The sequence below is a fragment of the Rhodococcus sp. USK13 genome (genome assembly GCF_018343855.1).
Taxonomy (GTDB): domain Bacteria; phylum Actinomycetota; class Actinomycetes; order Mycobacteriales; family Mycobacteriaceae; genus Rhodococcus_F; species Rhodococcus_F oxybenzonivorans.
The window spans coordinates 6488647-6507438 of the sequence record NZ_CP069242.1 but is presented as its reverse complement, the minus strand read 5'-3'; the positions used below and the strand labels follow the sequence as shown (position 1 = coordinate 6507438).

General features: G+C 65.9%; 15 protein-coding genes. 7 read left to right on the top strand and 8 right to left on the bottom strand.

Annotated elements, in window-relative coordinates; translation table 11 throughout:
- The first annotated feature begins 25 nt into the window (after positions 1-25).
- Positions 26-439, top strand: coding sequence for an HIT family protein (locus tag JQT59_RS32620; RefSeq protein ID WP_213573517.1), 414 nt, complete (start codon positions 26-28; stop codon positions 437-439).
- Here JQT59_RS32620 and JQT59_RS32615 read toward each other — a convergent pair.
- The 5 genes from JQT59_RS32615 to JQT59_RS32595 form a co-directional block, all read right to left on the bottom strand.
- Positions 432-1202: an NRDE family protein gene (locus tag JQT59_RS32615; RefSeq protein ID WP_213573515.1), complete on the bottom strand. Its 771-nt coding sequence runs from the start codon at positions 1200-1202 to the stop codon at positions 432-434. The genes JQT59_RS32620 and JQT59_RS32615 overlap by 8 nt on opposite strands.
- A 95-nt stretch (positions 1203-1297) precedes the next feature.
- On the bottom strand, positions 1298-2950 hold the full coding sequence (locus JQT59_RS32610) for a (2,3-dihydroxybenzoyl)adenylate synthase (protein WP_213573514.1): 1653 nt from the start codon (positions 2948-2950) through the stop codon (positions 1298-1300).
- Positions 2951-2981: 31 nt separating this feature from the next.
- A complete protein-coding gene (locus tag JQT59_RS32605) occupies positions 2982-3755 on the bottom strand; it encodes a 2,3-dihydro-2,3-dihydroxybenzoate dehydrogenase (protein WP_213573512.1) in 774 nt (257 codons plus the stop codon).
- The gene (locus JQT59_RS32600; RefSeq protein ID WP_213573510.1) at positions 3752-4894 is read right to left on the bottom strand and encodes an isochorismate synthase; all 1143 of its coding nucleotides are present in this window, start codon (positions 4892-4894) and stop codon (positions 3752-3754) included. Before JQT59_RS32600 ends, JQT59_RS32605 begins: the two co-directional genes overlap by 4 nt.
- Before the next feature lie 148 nt (positions 4895-5042).
- Positions 5043-6485 carry an MDR family MFS transporter gene (locus JQT59_RS32595; protein WP_213573508.1) on the bottom strand — a complete coding sequence of 481 codons (1443 nt, stop codon included), beginning with the start codon at positions 6483-6485 and terminating at the stop codon, positions 5043-5045.
- 192 nt (positions 6486-6677) lie between these two features.
- Here JQT59_RS32595 and JQT59_RS32590 point away from each other — a divergent pair, with 192 nt between their 5' ends.
- From JQT59_RS32590 to JQT59_RS32580, 3 genes are all read left to right on the top strand, one after another.
- Positions 6678-7562 (top strand): phosphoribosylaminoimidazolesuccinocarboxamide synthase, encoded by an 885-nt coding sequence (locus JQT59_RS32590; protein WP_213573506.1) that lies wholly within the window; start codon positions 6678-6680, stop codon positions 7560-7562.
- 3 nt (positions 7563-7565) lie between these two features.
- Positions 7566-9698, top strand: a complete 2133-nt coding sequence (locus tag JQT59_RS32585) for a S9 family peptidase (RefSeq protein ID WP_213573505.1) — start codon at positions 7566-7568, stop codon at positions 9696-9698.
- A gap of 115 nt (positions 9699-9813) precedes the next feature.
- Positions 9814-11160 (top strand): M20/M25/M40 family metallo-hydrolase, encoded by a 1347-nt coding sequence (locus JQT59_RS32580; protein ID WP_213573502.1) that lies wholly within the window; start codon positions 9814-9816, stop codon positions 11158-11160.
- Here the strand turns inward: JQT59_RS32580 and JQT59_RS32575 are convergent.
- A complete protein-coding gene (locus tag JQT59_RS32575) occupies positions 11157-11771 on the bottom strand; it encodes a TetR/AcrR family transcriptional regulator (protein ID WP_249354001.1) in 615 nt (204 codons plus the stop codon). The genes JQT59_RS32580 and JQT59_RS32575 overlap by 4 nt on opposite strands.
- A 226-nt stretch (positions 11772-11997) precedes the next feature.
- Here JQT59_RS32575 and JQT59_RS32570 point away from each other — a divergent pair, with 226 nt between their 5' ends.
- Together JQT59_RS32570 and JQT59_RS32565 are read left to right on the top strand one after the other, a co-directional pair.
- Positions 11998-13563, top strand: coding sequence for an MFS transporter (locus JQT59_RS32570; RefSeq protein WP_213573500.1), 1566 nt, complete (start codon positions 11998-12000; stop codon positions 13561-13563).
- A 27-nt stretch (positions 13564-13590) separates the two neighbouring features.
- Entirely contained in the window at positions 13591-14874 is a 1284-nt protein-coding gene (locus JQT59_RS32565; RefSeq protein ID WP_249353999.1) for an NADH:flavin oxidoreductase/NADH oxidase family protein, read from the top strand.
- 24 nt (positions 14875-14898) lie between these two features.
- Here JQT59_RS32565 and JQT59_RS32560 read toward each other — a convergent pair whose 3' ends face one another.
- Together JQT59_RS32560 and JQT59_RS32555 are read right to left on the bottom strand one after the other, a co-directional pair.
- Positions 14899-15588, bottom strand: coding sequence for a response regulator (locus tag JQT59_RS32560; RefSeq protein ID WP_213573499.1), 690 nt, complete (start codon positions 15586-15588; stop codon positions 14899-14901).
- A complete protein-coding gene (locus tag JQT59_RS32555) occupies positions 15585-17168 on the bottom strand; it encodes a sensor histidine kinase (protein WP_213573498.1) in 1584 nt (527 codons plus the stop codon). The genes JQT59_RS32560 and JQT59_RS32555 overlap by 4 nt, the downstream gene beginning before the upstream one ends.
- A 160-nt stretch (positions 17169-17328) precedes the next feature.
- Between JQT59_RS32555 and JQT59_RS32550 the strand changes: the two genes are divergently transcribed.
- On the top strand, positions 17329-18714 hold the full coding sequence (locus JQT59_RS32550; protein WP_213573497.1) for a cation:dicarboxylate symporter family transporter: 1386 nt from the start codon (positions 17329-17331) through the stop codon (positions 18712-18714).
- Positions 18715-18792 lie beyond the last annotated feature (78 nt).

Below are 18792 nucleotides of genomic sequence, written 5' to 3'. Positions count from 1 at the left end.
CACAAGCACCGGAGGTGCCTACCCCATGAACTGCACTTTCTGCGAAGTTGTCGCCGGTCGCGCCGAAGCGAGCGTCGTGTACGACAACGACGAGGTGATGGCGTTCATGGACATCCGGCCGTGGACCCCCGGACACCTGCTGGTGGTTCCCAAGCGGCACGCCACCGGACTGTCCGACCTCGACCCCGCCGATGGTGCCGCAGTGTTCACCGCGGGACAGCGGATCGCTACCTCGTTGCGGCACGGGTCGTTACGCGCCCATGGAGTCAACCTCTTCCTGGCCGACGGAATCGCCGCCGGTCAGGAGGTGTTCCATGTTCACCTCCACGTCGTTCCCCGCACGAACGGTGACGGTTTCGGGCTGCGCGGAATGCCGACGTCGCCCAGCCGGATGGCGCTGGAGCAGACTGCCGGCGTCATCCGATCGTCGCTTACCTGACCTGCGCCGAGTCGAACCGGACTTCGCCGGTGGCCCCGTTCGGGTCGAAGCGGCGTTCGGTGATGTCGTAGGTGCCGTCCGAGCGGACACGGAGGACGGTCGACGCCCGGGTGCCGTACTCGCCGTAGTGGATGAAACGCGACGACAGTGCCCGTTCGAGGTCCGGCCCGACCCCGGTGTCGGGCAGCGACTCCCACGGTGCCGGCTCGCTGTGTGCGAGGACGGCGAAATACGCCTCGAGGTCGGTGTCCGGCTTGCCGTCGTCGGCGGCGAGGGCGGCGCCGAACAGGCGTGTGCCCTCGGTGACCTTCGGCCATGGGGTGTCGAGTTCGGCGTTGGACAACCCGTGGATGCCGGGTTCGACACGGTGCCGGCGGCCGTGCGGCCGGTTGGTGGACCACCACAATTCGTCCCGGTCGGCGACGAGCAGGTTGAAGCTGCCGTACGCACTGCCGTCTGCGGCGACGCTGTCGGCATGAAAGGCCGCCGAGTCCTCGGAGACGAGGAAGTCGACGGGCAGCCGCCCGCGGGACAACGCCCCGGCCGCAGGGGACCCATCGCGGACGTTGGTGACGGCCGCGAACCGTAATCCGTCACTGATTCCCATCCAGGTGCCGCCCGCGAGGAGGTCCCGGCCGGCGACGAAACCCTCGTCCCAGCGGTGCAGCGGTTCGGTGGGGCGGGCGTAGAACTCGTCGCGGTTGGCTGCCACGACCAAGGGAAGGTCGGGGTGGGTATGCCATGCGAACAGGACCAGACACATGCTCTCGACAGTAGTGCGCGCTGGACCCAGAAGTAGTTCCAGCACGTTGTGCCAACACCTGCCATCGAGAAGCGAGGCAATACGACAGCGGAGACCTACGGTGTCACGAGCGTCTTCTCGAGGGCTCGGCGCAGTTCGGACTTGCTGATCTTGCCCACGCCTGTGACCGGGAAGTGTTCGACGAACATCACCTTGTCGGGCACCTTGTACTCGGCGAGGCCGCGGCCGCGCACGAACTTCTTCAGTTCTCCTTGCGTCGGTTGTTCGCCGAGGACGACGACGAAGGCGCAGGTGCGTTCGCCGAGGTAGGGATCGGGCATCGACACCACTGCGACGTCGGCGACGCGGGGATGTGCCAGGAGGTGGTTCTCTACCTCTTCTGCGGCTACTTTCTCGCCACCGCGGTTGATTTGATCCTTGGCCCTGCCTTCGACGACGAGGTAGCCGTCGTCGGTGAGGCGAACGATGTCACCGGTGCGGTAGAAACCGTCGTCGGTGAACGCCGTCGAATTGTGTTCGGGTGCTCGGTAATAACCGCGAATGGTGTACGGGCCGCGGGTGAGCAGGTGACCGGAGGTGGCGGCGGGAACGGGTACGTCGTGGTCGTCGACGACGAGCACCTCGTCGTCGGGGCTGATCGGCCTGCCCTGCGTGGAGACGAGGATACTCTCCGGGTCGTCGAGTCTGGTGTAGTTGACGAGGCCCTCCGCCATACCGAACACCTGCTGCACTGTGCATCCCAGTTCGGGCCGCACCCGCTTGGCCGCCTCGGCGCTGAATTTTGCGCCACCGACCTGTAACACCTCGAGACTCGACAGGTCGCGTTCGGTGCGGGCGGCGGCGGCCAACCATGCCAGTGCCAGCGGTGGGACGAGCGACGCCATGGTGATGCCTTCACGCTCGATGAGGGCGAAGGCCGTGTCGGGACTGGGATCCGGTGCCAGCACTACGCGACCGCCTGCGTGCAGGACACCGAGGATGCCGGGCGAGCTCATCGGAAAGTTGTGTGCAGCAGGCAGAACTACGAGCATGCGGGTGTGCTCGTCGACGCCACAGATGCGAGCCGATTCACGCACCGAGTACAGGTAGTCGGCGTGCGTGCGAGGAATCAGTTTCGACACCCCGGTGGTGCCACCCGACAGTTGCAGGAAGGCCACCGACTCCGCGTCGACCGGCGACTCGATGGTGATCGGCGCCGAGCCCCGCAGATCGTCGAGCGCAACGAATTCCTGCGCGTCTCCGGCGACGATCACCGTCGGCGGCTGTTCCGAAGACGACACCACCTGGCGGGCCAGGGCGCGGTAATCGAAACCGGCGTGCCGGTCGGTGACGATGTATGCCGCCGCGTCGGTGAAGCTGCAGAAGTAGGAGACCTCGTGCTCGCGGTGCGCGGGCAACGCGAACACGGGCAACGCGCCGAGGCGAAAGAGCGCGAAGACCACTTCCACGTACTCGACGATGTTCGGCAACTGCACGACGACCCGATCACCGGGGTGGATGCCCGACTCGAGAAGCCCGGCCGCCAATCGACCGGCGCGGTCGGTGAGTTGGCGGTAGGTGAGGCTCGTTTCGCCTCCGGTGGCGTCCGGCCCTACCACCGCAACTGCATCCTCGAACTCCGCTGCGCGTGCGCCGAGAAACTGCTGGAACGTCTCGTCCGTCCAGTAACCGGCCTGCCGATACCGCTCGGCGAAGGAGGCGGGATATCCGGTGGTGTCGGAGAGGGGAGCGCGCAGGCTCGTGGTCATCGAAAGTCCTTTCGCAACTTGCTGTTCGGTCTCACGCCCGGAGGGTGGCGCCCCCGTCGACATACAGGGCCTGCATGGTGATGTGCCGCGCGCGATCGGAGAGCAGGAATTCGACGGAATCGGCGATGTCAGCGGCGTCCGCGATCCGGCCCAGGGGGATGCCGACCTTGAACGATGCGAGATCGCCGTCGATCGCGGCGCGGGCCCCCTGGTCGTCGGCGGGGTCGGACCACAGCGACCGCTGCATGGCGGTGTCGGTCGAACCCGGTGCCACGATGTTGGCGCGGATTCCGTACTCGGCCAATTCGAGTCCGAGGACCCGGACGATCATCGCGACTGCGGCCTTGGATGCGCCGTACGCGCCCATTCCTGTGCGCGGCACGCCGGCAGCATTGGAGCCCACCACGACAATCGAACCCTTTCTGCGCTGGCGCATTTCGATTCCGACGGCCCTCAGCACGTTGACCAGTCCGGTGACGTTGACGTCGAAGACGCGTTGCCAGCTCGCGGGATCGGCGTCGAGTATCGAACCGGTTTCGAGTATTCCGGCCACGTGCGCGAGTGCGGTGACGGGGCCGTGCCGGTCCTCGATGCGTCGTACGGATTCTGTGACGGCGTGGGAGTCGCGGATGTCGACGACCTCGGTGTCGAGTGGCGACCGGTCCAGGAGGGTGGCAGTGCTGTGCAACCCGTCACCGTCGCGGTCGATTATCACCAGGCGATGACCTCGCCGGGACAGAGTGACGGCGGTGGCCTGCCCGATACCGTGGGCCGCGCCGACGACGAGGGTGACTCCGTCGCTCACAGCTCCACTCCCAAACCGGCCAGGATCGTCCCCAACTTCGTTGTCGTCTCGGCGAGTTCGTGGTGAGGATCGGATGCGGCGATGATGCCACCGCCCGCGTGCGCGACGATCGTGGTGCCCCGGGCGTCGATCTCGGCGCACCGGATTCCGACCATCCATTCGCCGTCCCCGTCGGAGTCGGTCCAGCCCACCGCTCCGGCGTAGAAGCCGCGGTCGCCCTCGAGTTCGGCAATCAGCCGGCGTGCGGCGTCGGTAGGAGTGCCACAGACGGCGGGTGTCGGGTGCACCGCTACGGCGAGGTCGAGGGCTGTAATTGAGCGGTCCCGCAACCGACCCGAGACGGGTGTGCCGAGGTGCCAGAGCTGAGGGGTGCGGGTGAGGGACGGACTGTCGGGGATCTCGAGTTCGGTGCACAGCGGTGCGAGGATCGCCCGGAGCGCGTCGACGACCAGCGCGTGTTCACGCAGATTCTTCTCGGACGCGGCGAGACCTTCGCCTGACCGACGATCCGACCCGGGGTCGCTGCGGCGCGGTGCGGAACCGGCCAGGGGGTGGCAGCTCACCACGTCTCCTCGGCGCCGGATCAGCACCTCGGGACTCGAACCGACGAGGTGCTTTCCCGACCAGGCGCTTCCAGCCGCGCCCAGAGCGACGCTGAAACCGTTGCCGCCCTGGTCGTGTGCGACCAGTCGGGCGAGCAATGCATGGGGGTGCAGACGTTCGTCCGCGTGCAGTGTGAGTGACCGGGCGAGGACCACCTTCTCCAGAGTGTTGTCCGCCGAACGCAATTCGCGTAGCGCGGCTTCCACCCGGGCGACGTGCTCGGCCTCCGCGGGGATCGCTGATCCGATCCGGATGCGCGGGATCCCGCCGTACTCGCCGTTCCAGCTCCCGGGTTCGTGGCTCAGCGACTGCGGCGTGACGAGTGCGGCCGGGTGTTCGGGGTCGAAGGGGAGTGCGCCGACTACCGCGGTGGCACGGCCGTCGCGCAGCGCCTCGGCCGCCGCGAGGGTGGAGTCGTACTGCGCGCGGATTCCCACGGCCACGACCGTGCCGTGGGGGCGGGAAAGGATGAACGGTGTGCTCGACGGTGAATCCGTTCCGATGTGGGCGGATTCGGCGACTGCCGTCGATTCCATGTGTGATCCCCTCTCGATAACCGGCGAACTCACGTCAGACTATATGGTTAGCCTAACCTTTGGTTCGGTGTCGATTGCGATGCTGGTCAACGTCACCCGCACGCGGCGGGGAGGGCGGGCTTCTGCAACGAGGGGCCCGACGCGACCGTCATTCGCCGGCGGGCGGCGCGGCACTCGGCGCAGGCGCAGCGGCGGACTTCTTCGGCATCGCCACGGCGGCGAGCACGAGAATCACGGCGGCGCCGAGGGCGGCTACGAAGACCAGGTGCAGGGCGTCGGCGAGATCGGCGCGGGCGGGGTCCTCGGTGCCGCCGAGGTGGGCGTTGACGAGGGCTCCGAAGAGGGCGACCCCGACGGCGCTGCCGATGGACCGGGCGAACATGTTGGTGGACGTGACGACACCGCGCTCCGACCAGTCGACGCTGGCCTGCGCGGCGATGAGGGTGGGGCTGGCGACGAGGCCCATCCCGCCGCCGATGACGAAGCAGCAGAGCGCGACCTGCCACACCGCCGACTCGATGGACAGGACGGTCGTGAGGGCGGTGCCCGCGACGACCAGCAGGCTGCCCGCCGTGGCCGTGACCCGGAAACCGAAGCGCAGGTACACACGCCCGGACAGCGACGCGGCGATCGGCCAGCCGATGGTCAGGGTGGCCAGTGCGAACCCGGCCACCAACGCGCCCGTCCCGAGCACACCCTGGGCAAAGGTCGGCACATACGTGGTGAGGCCCAGGACGATGGCGCCGACCAGAAGCGAGACGACGCTACTCGCGGCGAGGACTCGTCGCGTCAACACCCACAGCGGGAGGATGGGTTCCGCGGCTCGCCGTTCCACCAGGACGAAGACGAAAAGGAACACGGAGCCGGCGGCGAAGATGCCCAGACTGACCGGCGAACTCCACGCCCATACCTGGCCGCCTTCGAGGAGGCCCAGAATGAGGAGCGTTGCGCCCACGGCGAGCAGTCCGGCCCCCGTGTAGTCGATGGACCGGCGGGTCCGTGCCCGCTTCTCGTCGAAGTTGCGGATCAACATCACCGCGGCCAGGAGGCAGAGCGGAATGTTGACGAAGAAGATCCAGCGCCACGACAGATATTCGGAGAACACGCCGCCCAGCGTCGGTCCCACCACCGCCGACATTCCCCACACGCTCGCGAGGTAGCCCTGCGCTTTTGCACGTTCGGCGAGCGTGTAGATGTCACCGGCGATGGTCATGCTCATGGGTTGGACCGCGCCTGCCCCGAGGCCCTGCACGGCGCGGAAGGCGATGAGTGCCGGCATGCTCCAGGCGAGCCCGCAGAGGACCGACCCGAGCGCGAAGAGGCCGATCCCCAGGAGCATGACCGGTTTCCGACCGAAGATGTCGGCGAGTTTGCCGTAGATCGGCACGGACACGGCCTGGGTGAGTAGGTAGATGGAGAACAGCCAGGGGAACTGGGTGAATCCACCGAGATCGCCGACGATGGTGAAGACCGCGGTCGAGATGATGGTGGCGTCAAGGGCGACCAGGGAGGTCGTGAGCATCAGCGCCACGAGTACCGGACCGCGCTCCGACCGGAACCCCACATCGACGGGCGCTGTGTCGGTTGTCATTGCTCACCTGATTCGTACCTGGGATCACATCGTGTCGTAACCCACGGTAACGACCTGGCTCAGGAGTGCGTTCCGTGCGGTCGGCTCAGGGGCCTGACCTCACGGTAGAGCGCAACGATCGACCCCGGAACGCTGTGAGGGCCGCAAGGTCAGCGCCCGGGGTGTCCGGCAGGACCGATAGGCTGGCTCACCGTGCGCCCCTCACTCGATTCCTACGCCCATCTGGCCGGTGGCAAGGTCCGCGACCTCTACACGATCGACGACGAGCACCTGCTGTTGGTCGCGAGCGATCGGATCTCCGCCTACGACCACGTTCTCGGTACCACGATTCCGGACAAGGGCCGGGTACTCACCGCGATGAGTGTCTTCTTCTTCGGCGTGCTCGGGGGAAATAACCACCTGGCGGGTGAGCCCGACGACAGTCGCATCCCCGAGGAGGTCCGCGGCCGCGCGCTCGTGGTGCGCAAGCTCGAGATGGTTCCGATCGAATGTGTCGCCCGCGGTTACCTCACCGGTTCCGGCCTGATCGACTACAACGAGACCGGTTCGGTGTGCGGGGTGGCCCTGCCCGAGGGGTTGGTGGAGGCCAGCCGACTCCCTGATCCGATCTTCACCCCGGCCAGCAAGGCGGAACTGGGGGAGCACGACGAGAACATCACTTTCGACCTCGTGGTCGACAAGGTCGGTCAAGACCTGGCGATCAAGCTGCGGGACGACACCCTGGACATCTACGGCAGAGCAGCCAACTTCGCCGCCGACCGTGGGATCATTCTCGCCGACACCAAGCTCGAGTTCGGCCTCGACAAGAAGGGCAACCTCGTGCTTGCCGACGAGGTCCTCACGCCCGACTCGTCCCGCTATTGGCCCGCCGACGGGTACGAGGCCGGGAAGGTGCAGCCGAGCTTCGACAAGCAGTTCGTCCGTAACTGGCTCACCAGCCCCGAGTCGGGCTGGGACCGCGCGTCCGACACACCGCCGCCGCCGCTTCCCGCGGAGATCGTGGCGGCGACGCGGCAACGCTACATCGACGCGTACGAGCGCATTTCGGGATTGTCGTTCGCGGAGTGGGTGGGCTGAGCGATGACCACCGAGAACAAGGTTTTGACGCCGCCCGTTGCCAAGAAGGTTCCCACCGAGCGGGTCCATCACGGACACACCTTCGTCGACGAGTACGAATGGCTGCGCGACAAGGAAGACGCGGAGGTGATCGCCCACCTCGAAGCCGAGAATGCGTACACCGAGCAGGAGACTGCCCACCTGGCTCCCTTGCGCGACCAAATCTTTTCGGAGATCAAATCCCGGACACAGGAAACCGACATGTCGGTGCCCACCCGGATGGGGGAGTACTGGTACTACGCCCGGACCATCGAGGGTAAGCAGTACGGCGTGCAGTGCCGGACACCGATCGCGGGTCCCGACGACTGGACGCCGCCGGAGCTCACCCCTGGGGTCGAACTCCCCGGTGAGCAGATCCTGCTCGACGGCAACGCGGAGGCCGAGGGTCACGACTTCTTCTCCGTCGGAGCCTTCTCCCTCAGTCACGACGGCACGCTGCTCGCGTACTCGGTGGACGTGGTCGGCGACGAGCGCTACACGCTCCGGTTCAAGAACCTCGTCACCGGCGAATTGCTGCCCGACGAGATCACCGGCACCGCACCGGGAGTTACCTGGGCGATCGACCACCGGCATGTCTTCTACCTCACGGTCGACGAGTCCTGGCGCCCCGACACCGTGTGGCGTCACCGGCTCGGCACTGCCCGCGAGGAGGACGTCGCCGTCTTCCGGGAGCCCGACGAGCGGTTCTGGGTTTCCGTCGGATCCACCCGCAGTGAGAAGTACCTGATGATCTGGGTGGGTTCCAAGATCACCAGCGAAGCCCGGGTCCTGGAATCGGCGAACCCCGAAGGTGAGTTCCGGGTAATTCTTCCGCGGCGCGAAGGCGTCGAATACGGCGTCGAACATGCAGTGGTCGCGGGCGAAGATCGTTTCCTGATCATGCACAACGACGTCGTCGACGGTGAGAAGGCCGAGAATTTCGTGCTTGCCGAGGCGCCGGTGTCGGATCCGACGTCCTTGACCACTCTGATCTCGCATCGGTCGGATGTACGACTCGAGGAGGTCGACGCCTTCGCCGACCATCTGGTGCTCAGCTACCGGCGGGAAGCGTTGACCCGCTTGGCGATCTGGCCGCTCGGCCCGGAGGGGTACGGCGAGTTCACGGAGATCGTCTTCGACGAGGAACTGTTCAGCGTGGGCCTCGGCGCCAATCCGGAATGGCAGCAGCCGACTCTGCGGATGGCGTTCACCTCGTTCATCACGCCGGGGCAGGTGTACGACTACGTGTTGTCGACGGGCGAACTGGCGCTGCGGAAGTCGCAACCCGTGCTCGGGGACTTCGACGCGCGTAACTATGTGCAGCAACGTGATTGGGCCATCGCCGCCGACGGTACCCGGATTCCGCTGTCGATCGTGAGGCGTGCCGACGGTGCCCCGGACGAACCGGCGCCGACACTCCTGTACGGCTACGGCTCGTACGAGGCCAGCATGGATCCCGCGTTCTCCGTCGCACGGCTCTCGCTCCTCGATCGGGGAGTCGTATTCGTCGTCGCACACGTGCGTGGCGGCGGCGAGATGGGCCGGCATTGGTACGAGAACGGCAAGACGCTGACGAAGAAGAACACCTTCACCGATTTCGTCGACTGTGCACGTCACCTCGTGGACACCGGCCGCACCACTCCGAACCAACTCGTCGCGGACGGCGGCAGTGCCGGCGGTCTCCTGATGGGCGCAGTGGCCAACCTGGCTCCGGAACTCTTCGCAGGCATCCTCGCCAACGTTCCCTTCGTGGACCCGCTCACCTCCATCCTCGATCCGTCGCTTCCGCTGACGGTGATCGAGTGGGACGAGTGGGGTAATCCGCTCGAGAACCCCGAGGTGTACGAGTACATGCGTTCGTACAGTCCGTACGAGAACGTGGAGGCCAAGGATTATCCGGCCATCCTCGCGATCACCAGCATCAACGACACGAGGGTCCTCTACGTCGAGCCGGCGAAGTGGGTGGCCAAGCTTCGGGCCACCAAGACGGGCGACTCGCCGCTGCTTCTCAAGACCGAGATGAGCGCAGGCCACGGAGGCGTGAGCGGGCGCTACGAGAAGTGGAAGGAAGTGGCGTTCGAGTTCGCCTGGGTGCTCCACATCGTCGGGAGGGCCTGACGCCAGTTCCGCTCGACATGAGCGTCCTCGTGCCGGAACCATGGGCGAACTCGGGCCTGCCATTCGAGCGACAGGTTTAAGCTGATCGTCATCCTGGTTCCGATGCGACGAGGAGATGGCGCTCGTGACAGAGATGGCGATCGACACGGCGCTAGCGGTCGAGCATTTCGCGGCGATGCTCCGTATCCCCACGGTGTCCACCCGGGACGACGCGAACACGGACTGGACGTTTTTCGCGCGTTTCCGGAGTCTTGTCGACGAGTTGTACCCGCTGGTGCGGGAGAATCTCGACAAGGAGATCATTGCCTCGCATTCGCTCGTGTACCACTGGGATGTCGGGGTGCCCGACAAGCCGATCGTGCTGATGGCGCACCAGGACGTCGTGCCCGCACACGACGAGGGATGGACTCATCCACCGTTCGGCGGGGTCGTGGCGGACGACGCCGTCTGGGGGCGCGGTGCCATCGACGACAAGGGCGTGCTGGTCAGCATTCTCGAGGCGGTCGAAGGGTTGCTGCGCAGTGGTGTCGTCCCGGCCCGTGACGTCTATCTGGTTTTCGGCCACAACGAGGAGGTCGGAGGAGACGGTATTCCGCAGGTGGTGCGCACGTTCCGGGAGCGGGGGATCGTGCCGGGTGTGGTCATCGACGAGGGCGGTGGAGTCGCCGGCGACGCGTTCCCCGGAGTCGACGCGACGCTCGCGGTCCTCGGAACTGCCGAAAAAGGGATCCTCGACGTGCAGTTGACGGCGAAGGACCCTGGTGGTCACGCGTCGATGCCGGGGAGGAAGACCGCTACCGCCCGGCTTGCCCGCGCCATCACCCGCGTCGACCACCACAAGTTCCCGGCCCGGCTCACCGAACCCACCGTCGACCTGCTCACCAACGTAGGCGTCCATGCGAAAGGTCCGCTGGGCACGGTGCTCTCCCGGACCGACACGTTCGGACCACTGTTGGCGAGGGTCCTGCCGCGCGCCGGTGCCCTGATGAACGCCATATGCCGCACCACGGCAGTCGCTACCGTCCTGGAAGGCAGTTCCGCCAACAACGTGATGGCGGAGACGGCGCGTGCAGTGCTCGATATTCGCATACTGCCGGGCGACACCGTGAACGGCACCGTGGAACGGATACGGAAGACGATTCGCGACAACGACATACAGCTCGATGTCCTCGGCGCCACCGAACCGTCACCGGTGTCGCGGACGGACGACGAGGTGTTCGCCCGACTCCGGCAGGTGGTAGCCGATACGTTTCCCGGAGCGATCGTGTCACCGTTTCTCCTGGTCGGCGCCACCGACGCCCGACACATGGCCCGGATCAGTGAGTACGTCTATCGCTTCTATCCCTTCGAGCTCGACGCCCGGAGCCGGGCGCTCATTCATTCCACGGACGAACGCCTGTCGATTACCGGGTTACGGCACGGGATCGAGTTCTTCAGCCGGCTGATCCGCGACTGGCGTTAACGTTCCGGTGCGTCGGCTCGCCGGCCGGTCGAGGTCGCGTGGGCGAGCACGTCCTCGGCCATCGCCACGAGTTCGGCGGCCACCCGATCGAGCGCCTGAGTACTGCGTTGCGCTCTCGACAGCACGAGTGCGCCTTCGATCGCGGAGATCGACATGGTGGCGACCGATTGGGCACGGGACATCCGTACGCCGTGCTGCCAGAGTGAGGCAGCGATGGTGGCCTCCCAGGAACTGAAGGCTTCACCCGCCGCATCCTTGGCAGTGGGGCATCCGCCGCCCGACAATGCGCCGGCGGCGACCGGGCATCCGGACGAGAAGTCCGTCTCCACGAGTTCCCGGCGGAACAGATCGATGATCAGGACGAGTGTCTCGACGGGGCCCTTGTTCGACAGGCTCTCGCTGATGAGAGAGCCCATCAGGCCGCCGGCCCGATGCGTGGCCTCCTCGGCCAGCTGACTCTTACCGCCGGGAAAGTGGTGGTAGATGGACCCGCGGGGCGCGTCCGCGTGCGCGACGACGTCGGCCAGCGACGTCGCGTCCACTCCCCGCTTGCGGAAGAGGGTGACGGCACTCAGCAGCATTCGGTCGCGTGCTGTCGTTCGCTTACTCATTATGTCGACCAGCATAGCTCTTCGACCCGCTGTCGGAAGTCGTACTCGAACTTCCTCCCGGGCTTTGTGGGGTAACACCGCAAACTTCGCATTGACTGTAACTAGGCGTAACGCATATCCTCGCCGCAGGAAATATGCAGTCCCGCATAACAGCGACGAGGAGTCGATTCCAGTGCCACACACCACGGCGGTTCATCCAGCCGCGCCCCGAACTACCGACAGCGGCATGAGTCGTCGAGCGCGCTACCTCGCGCTTCTCGTCATCTGCCTGGCCGAACTGCTCGTCGTTCTCGACAACACCATCGTCAACGTCGCACTGCCCTCACTCGGCGTCGAGTTGCATACCGACATCAGCGGCCTGCAGTGGGTGGTGGACGCCTACACCCTGACCTTCGCGGGCTTGCTGCTCGCGTTCGGCCACCTCGGCGACCGGTACGGGCGGCGGCGGGTGATGATGATCGGGCTGGCCGGTGTCGCCGTCATGTCCGTGGGCGGCGCCCTCGCGAGCGATCTGGGGCAGGTGATCGCCGCCCGGGCTGCCATGGGTGTGTTCGCCGCCGCCGTGTTCCCGGCGACACTCGCGCTGATCATCAACATCTTCACCGATGTGAAGGAACGGGCGGTTGCCATCGCCGCCTGGACGGCAATGGCGGGAATCGCGATCGCGATCGGCCCGACCGCGGGTGGCTGGCTCCTCGAGCACTTCTCGTGGCATTCGGTGTTCTGGATCAACGTGCCGGTGGCAGTGGTCGTGCTGGTTCTCGCTCGGCTCCTGATTCCCGAGTCGAAGACCACACACGTCGGCAGGCTCGACCTCCTCGGCATCGCCTTCTCGCTGCTCAGTGTGACCACGTTGGTATGGACCATCATCGAAGCGCCGCACCAAGGATGGGTTTCGGCGATCAGCCTGTCCGGCTACGCCCTGTCGGTCGTGTTCTTCGCGGCGTTCGTGTGGTGGGAGTTGCGCACCGACTCTCCGGTCCTCAACATGCAACTCTTCCGCATCCGGCGTTTCTCGTTGCCGGCGTTGGCGATCGCGGTTGCCTACTTCAGCATGTTCGGATTCCTCTTCATGATCACCCAGTACTTCCAGGGCGTGATGGAACTGACGCCGCTGCAGTTCGGGATCCACTCGTTGCCCTTCGCCGCGGCGATCGCCGTCGGCGCCCCGCTGGCCACGCTGATCGCGCAACGGATCGGCACCACCGCAGTCATCGTGTTCGGTCTCGTCGTGATGAGTGTCGGAATGTTCATCGCCGGGCAGGTAAAGGTCGAAACCCCCTACCTGGGGGCGGTGGTCGTCTCGATGGTGTTGATGGGGCTGGGCCTGGCCATCGTGCAGGGGCCGGCCACCGAATCGATCATGTCCTCGGTGCCGCTCGAGGAGGCCGGAGCCGGTTCCGCTGTCAACGACACCACTCGTGAGGCGGGCGGCACCCTCGGCGTCGCAGTACTGGGGTCGATCGTCGCTTCGGTGTATACGACCAAGGTCGGACCGCGCATCGATGCCATCCCCGACTTCCTGATGACGCCCTACGAGAAGAGCTTTGCGCGCGAGACGGTGATCAGTGTGCTCGAAATCGTGAAGCGACCGACCGTTCCCGCGTTCGCGCAGCAGAAGGCCGACCTCGTCTACGCCATGAAGGCGGCGTCGCTGGAGGGCTTCCAACTGGCCTCCTACGTCACCGTGTCGGTCTCGCTACTCGTCGCTGTCGCGGTGGCCGTCTTCCTGCCGTGGAAGCCGGCCGCCGAATCCGTCCTGCTGGTCTGGAAAGAACCGTCCGCAAAGTAGTAGGGCCTCGAACAGAAGGAACCTCGTATGATCAACGACCCCACGGGAAAGAACATGAGCGCCGACCTGATCGACCCACTGGAGCTTCCTTGTGGTCAGCGTTTGCCCAACCGGCTGATGAAGGCGGCACTCAGTGAGGGACTCGCGAACAAGGACCACGGTCCCGACCCGCGCCTCGAACGCCTGTACACCCGCTGGGGCAGTGGCGGCTACGGACTGGTCGTCACCGGAAACGTCATGGTCGATCGCAGCCACCTGGGCGAACCGGGCAATGTGGTCCTCGACGACGACCGAGACCTCGACGGGCTACAAAAATGGGCCAAGGCCACCCAGGACGGCGGCGCACCCATCTGGATGCAGCTGAATCATCCCGGACGGCAGGCGAATCCACTCGTCACTCGCACTCGCCCCGTCGCTCCCTCGGCGGTGGCGTCGAACATCCCGGGAATGACCACACCACGTGCACTCACCGAATCGGAAATCGAGAACATCATCGATCGTTTCGCCGCGGCTGCGGGAATAGCGGAAACGGCGGGATTCGACGGTGTCGAGATACACGGTGCGCATGGATACCTGGTCTCGCAGTTCCTCTCACCGCTCTCCAATCAGCGCACCGACCGTTGGGGCGGCGATTCCGAACGGAGGATGCGGTTCGTTCTCGAAATTGTCCGTCGGATCCGGTCCGTCGTGGCACCGAGCTTCGCTGTCGGCATCAAACTGAACTCGGCAGATTTCCAGCGCGGTGGATTTACAGAAACGGAGTCACGCTCGGTGGTCGAGCAGCTGTCCTCGGAGAGCATCGACCTGATCGAAATCAGTGGCGGCAGCTACGAATCCCCGGCCATGATGGGCCGGAATGCGAGCGTATCCACCAGTACGAGGCAGCGGGAGGCCTATTTCCTCGACTACGCCGCGTCGGTGCGCAAGGCGGCGGGTGACGTACCGCTTGCGGTCACCGGCGGATTCCGGTCGCGCTCCGCCATGGCCCGTGCCGTCGATTCCGGAGTGTGCGACGTGATCGGTCTCGGCCGTCCGACGGTGACCACGCCCGACGCGGGATCGGCGCTTCTCGTGGCGGGCGGTGACCGAGTCGACGCGATCCCGGTCTCTTTCGGTCTGCGCGGCGGACTGTCCCGAATCGCAAACCTCCGGGCACTGGACGGCGCCCTGGATCTGCAATGGCACACCGACCAGCTGGAGCGGCTGGGTGCCGGCATGGACCCCGACGTCGATCGGCCGTGGTGGAAGACCGCGGCGTCGATGATCAACCGGAACGGCGTCGGCGCTCTCCGCAGCAAGCGGGGTGGCTGACGGAGGAGCACCGATACGGTTTCCTCAGCGCAACGCGTACCGAATCTGCGGTCGTCCCGCCCGGCCGTACTCCGTGTGCCGGGCGAGGACACCGTCGTCGGCCAATCGTTCGAGGTACCGCCATGCGGTCACGCGGGACACGCCGATCGCGGCGGCCACCTCGGCGGCAGTCAGGGGTCCTGCTGCGTCCCGGATGCACGCGGAGACGTGGTCGAGTGTCTGCGGAGCCACACCTTTCGGCACACTCGCGCGTTCATCGGAGGTGCGCAGGGCAGACATTGCCCGGTCGATGTCCTGCTGGCTCAACGCGTTACTGCCGGCCGGAAGCGCGTCCCGGAACTCGCGGTACCGTTCGAGTTTGTCGCGGAACGCGGCGAAGGTGAACGGCTTCAGCAGATACAACGCGATCCCGCGGGCCACTGCGGTACGCACCAACTCGAGGTCGCGGGCCGAGGTGACAGCGATGACGTCGGGGCTGGGCCGGATCCCGCTCAGCGCGGCCGCAACATCGAGACCACTCGAATCCGGCAAACCGAAGTCCAGCAAGACGAGGTCGATCGGATCCTCGGTGCTGCCGGCTTCCGCCACGGCGCGCATCGCACTGCTGCCGTCATGGACGACGGTATGCACGGAGAACCCGGGCACCCGCTCGACATACGCACGATGAGCCTCGGCGATCAGCGGCTCGTCCTCGACGATCATCACTCGAATCACGAAGCCGCTCCGGCGATCGGTATCTCGACGACGATCATCGAGCCCAGTGACGGTTCGGTGCGGATCGTTCCTCCGTGGCGTGTCACGACCTGCACGACGAGGGCGAGTCCCAGCCCACGCTGGCCGGATTTCGTGGAATAGCCACGGGTGACGGCCTTGTCGAACTCCTCCGCGGGAATGCCCGGACCACTATCCGCAACACGCACGACCATCAACGAATCCTCCTCGCATACAGTGACTTCCACCCAGGGTTCGTCGGCCGTCTGCTCCGCAGATCCGCGCGCGGCGTCGATGGCATTGTCCACGAGGTTACCCACCAGGGTGACCAGTTCCCGCGCAGTGAGCGGCGTGACGGGACCCAGTGCGGTGTCCTCGGTGACGATCAAGTCGACGCCCCGTTCCGCCGCAACGCCCACCTTGCCGAGCAGCAGCGCTGCCAGTGCCGGTTCGTGTACCGCCGTCATCAGCCGGTCGATCAGCTCCTGGGACAGGCGCAGATCATCCGTGGCGAACGCGATCGCGTCGTCGTAGCGGCCCAGTTCCACCATCGTAATGATGGTGTGCAGCCGGTTGGCCGACTCGTGGGCCTGTGAACGCAAGGACTCGGCGAACCCGCGCACCGAGTCGAGTTCACCCATCACGCTTTGCATTTCGGTGCGGTCGCGCAAGGTCAGCACCGTGCCGATGCGCTTTCCCTCCCATTCGACGGGTTCACGGCTGACGAGGAGAACGCGGTCGGTGGTCAGATGTATCTCGTCGCGCGGCTCGCCGGTGTCCGACGGGGCGGGGGCGGTGGCCGTACGCAGCGATGGTGGCAGGGCCGAAACGGGCACCGGGCCGTCGGGTAGGTCGAGTAGTCGGCGGGCCTCGTCATTCACCACCTCGGCGGTCGCGTCGTCGCCGTCGGTTCGACCGAGAACCACCAGACCCTCGCCGATCGAATGCAGAACGGCGGCGTGGTGCTCGTACATGCGGCGCAATTCGTCGGGCGCCATGCCGAGTGTCTGCCGTCGTAGACGCCTGCTGAGCAGGAACGAGCCGACCGCGGACACGCCCAGCCCGATAGCGGCGACGGCGAAGATGGTGGGCAGGCTCTTCGCCACCTGGCCGCCGATCTTCTCGCGGGTGACACCCACCGAGACGAGACCGACGATGCGGCCGCCGTCGTAGATGGGGGCCACCGCCCTGATGGACGGACCGAGCGAACCGGCGTAGGTCTCGGTGAACGTTTCCCCGGCGAGCGCACGCTCGATGTTTCCGGAGAACGTCCCACCGATGAGCTCCGGGCTGGTGTGCGTGAAACGCGTGCGGTCCGGGGCCATCACCACGATGAAGTCGGTTCCCGTGGCCGTGCGGATCCGTTCGGTCTGCGGTTGGAGAATCGCGCTGGGGTCGGGAGTGCGCAGGGCTGCGACGGTTCCGTCGGACAGGGCCAGCGCCGTGGCCACCGCCGTCACCGAACGCCGGGTGCTTTCGTCGCTGTCGCGTCGCTGATCGAGGACGGCAAGCAGAGTTCCCGCAGCAATCACCAGTGTCAAGACCACCAATTGCAGGAGGAAGAGCTGACGCGCCACGCTCATGGGCCGTCTCGGCAGTTGTCCTCGCACCGCAGCTCTCCTGAACGTAATGAACACAAACTTCTCCAACCGAGCGATCGCTTACAAGATTCTCTACAAGACGTGATCGCGGTCACTACCCGGCTTATCGATCAGCTTGCCATTCGAACTGGAGGACCACCCCATGAGTACTGCGACAGGGAAAACGAAGAAGCGGGACCGTACCCACTGGTTGTACATGGGGGTCATCGTCGCCGTGGTCGCGGGCGTACTCGTCGGATGGCTCGCGCCGGGGGCAGGCAAATCGCTCGGTGTCCTGGGCACGATGTTCGTCGACCTGATCAAGATGATGATCAGCCCGGTGATCTTCTGCACCATCGTGCTGGGAATCGGGTCGGTGAAGGCAGCGGCCAAGGTCGGGAAGGTCGGCGGGCTCGCGCTCACCTACTTCATCGGCATGTCGACCGTCGCCCTCGGCATCGGCTTGGTGGTGGGCAACCTCCTCGACCCGGGCAGCGGCCTGAACGTCAGCCCAGACACCGCCGGAACCGGTGCCCAGCTGGCCGAGAAGGCGCACGGCGCAGGCGGCACCGTCGAGTTCATCGGGTCGATCATTCCCACGTCACTGCTGTCCGCGCTCACCGAGGGCAACGTCCTGCAGACCCTGTTCGTGGCCCTGCTCGTCGGCTTCGGTCTGCAGGCGCTGGGTAAGCAGGGTGAGCCGATCCTGCGCGGGGTCGGTTACGTGCAGAAGCTCGTGTTCAAGATCCTGTCGATGATCCTGTGGCTGGCCCCGATCGGTGCATTCGGCGCAATCGCCAACGTCGTCGGACAGACCGGACTCGGCGCAGTCGTTCAGCTCGCGACCCTGATGCTGGGCTTCTACCTGACCTGCCTGATCTTCGTCTTCGGTGTTCTCGGATCGATCCTGCGCGTCGTCGCCGGAGTGTCCATCTTCAAGCTCGTCCGCTACCTGGCCCGCGAGTACCTGCTGATCTTCGCCACGTCCTCGTCCGAGTCGGCCCTGCCCCGCCTCATCGCGAAGATGGAGCACATCGGCGTCGAGCGCACCACCGTCGGTGTCGTGGTCCCGACCGGATACTCGTTCAACCTCGACGGCACCGCGATCTACCTGACCATGGCATCGATCTTCATCGCCGACGCGATGGGCCAGCCGCTGTCGCTTCCCGAGCAGCTGTCGCTGCTGCTGTTCATGATCATCGCGTCCAAGGGCGCCGCCGGGGTGAGCGGTGCAGGTCTCGCTACCCTTGCCGGTGGGCTGCAGAGCCACCGCCCCGAATTGCTCGACGGCGTCGGGCTGATCGTCGGCATCGACCGGTTCATGTCCGAGGCGCGCGCCGTCACCAACTTCTCCGGCAACGCCGTCGCGACGCTGCTCGTCGGTTCGTGGACGGACACCGTCGACAACGACCGCGTCCGCAAGGTCCTCGACGGGAAGCTGCCCTTCGACGAGGAGACCATGGTCGACGACGGTCACGGTGAAGTCGTCGAGCAGGAGAAGGTAACCCCTGCCCGCGAAGACGACTCCCGCGTGCTGCTCATCCACTGACACCACGAACGAACACGGAAGCGCTGTGCGCCCGGGCGGATCTCCGCTTGGGCGCACAGCGCTTGTTGTCGCTACGTT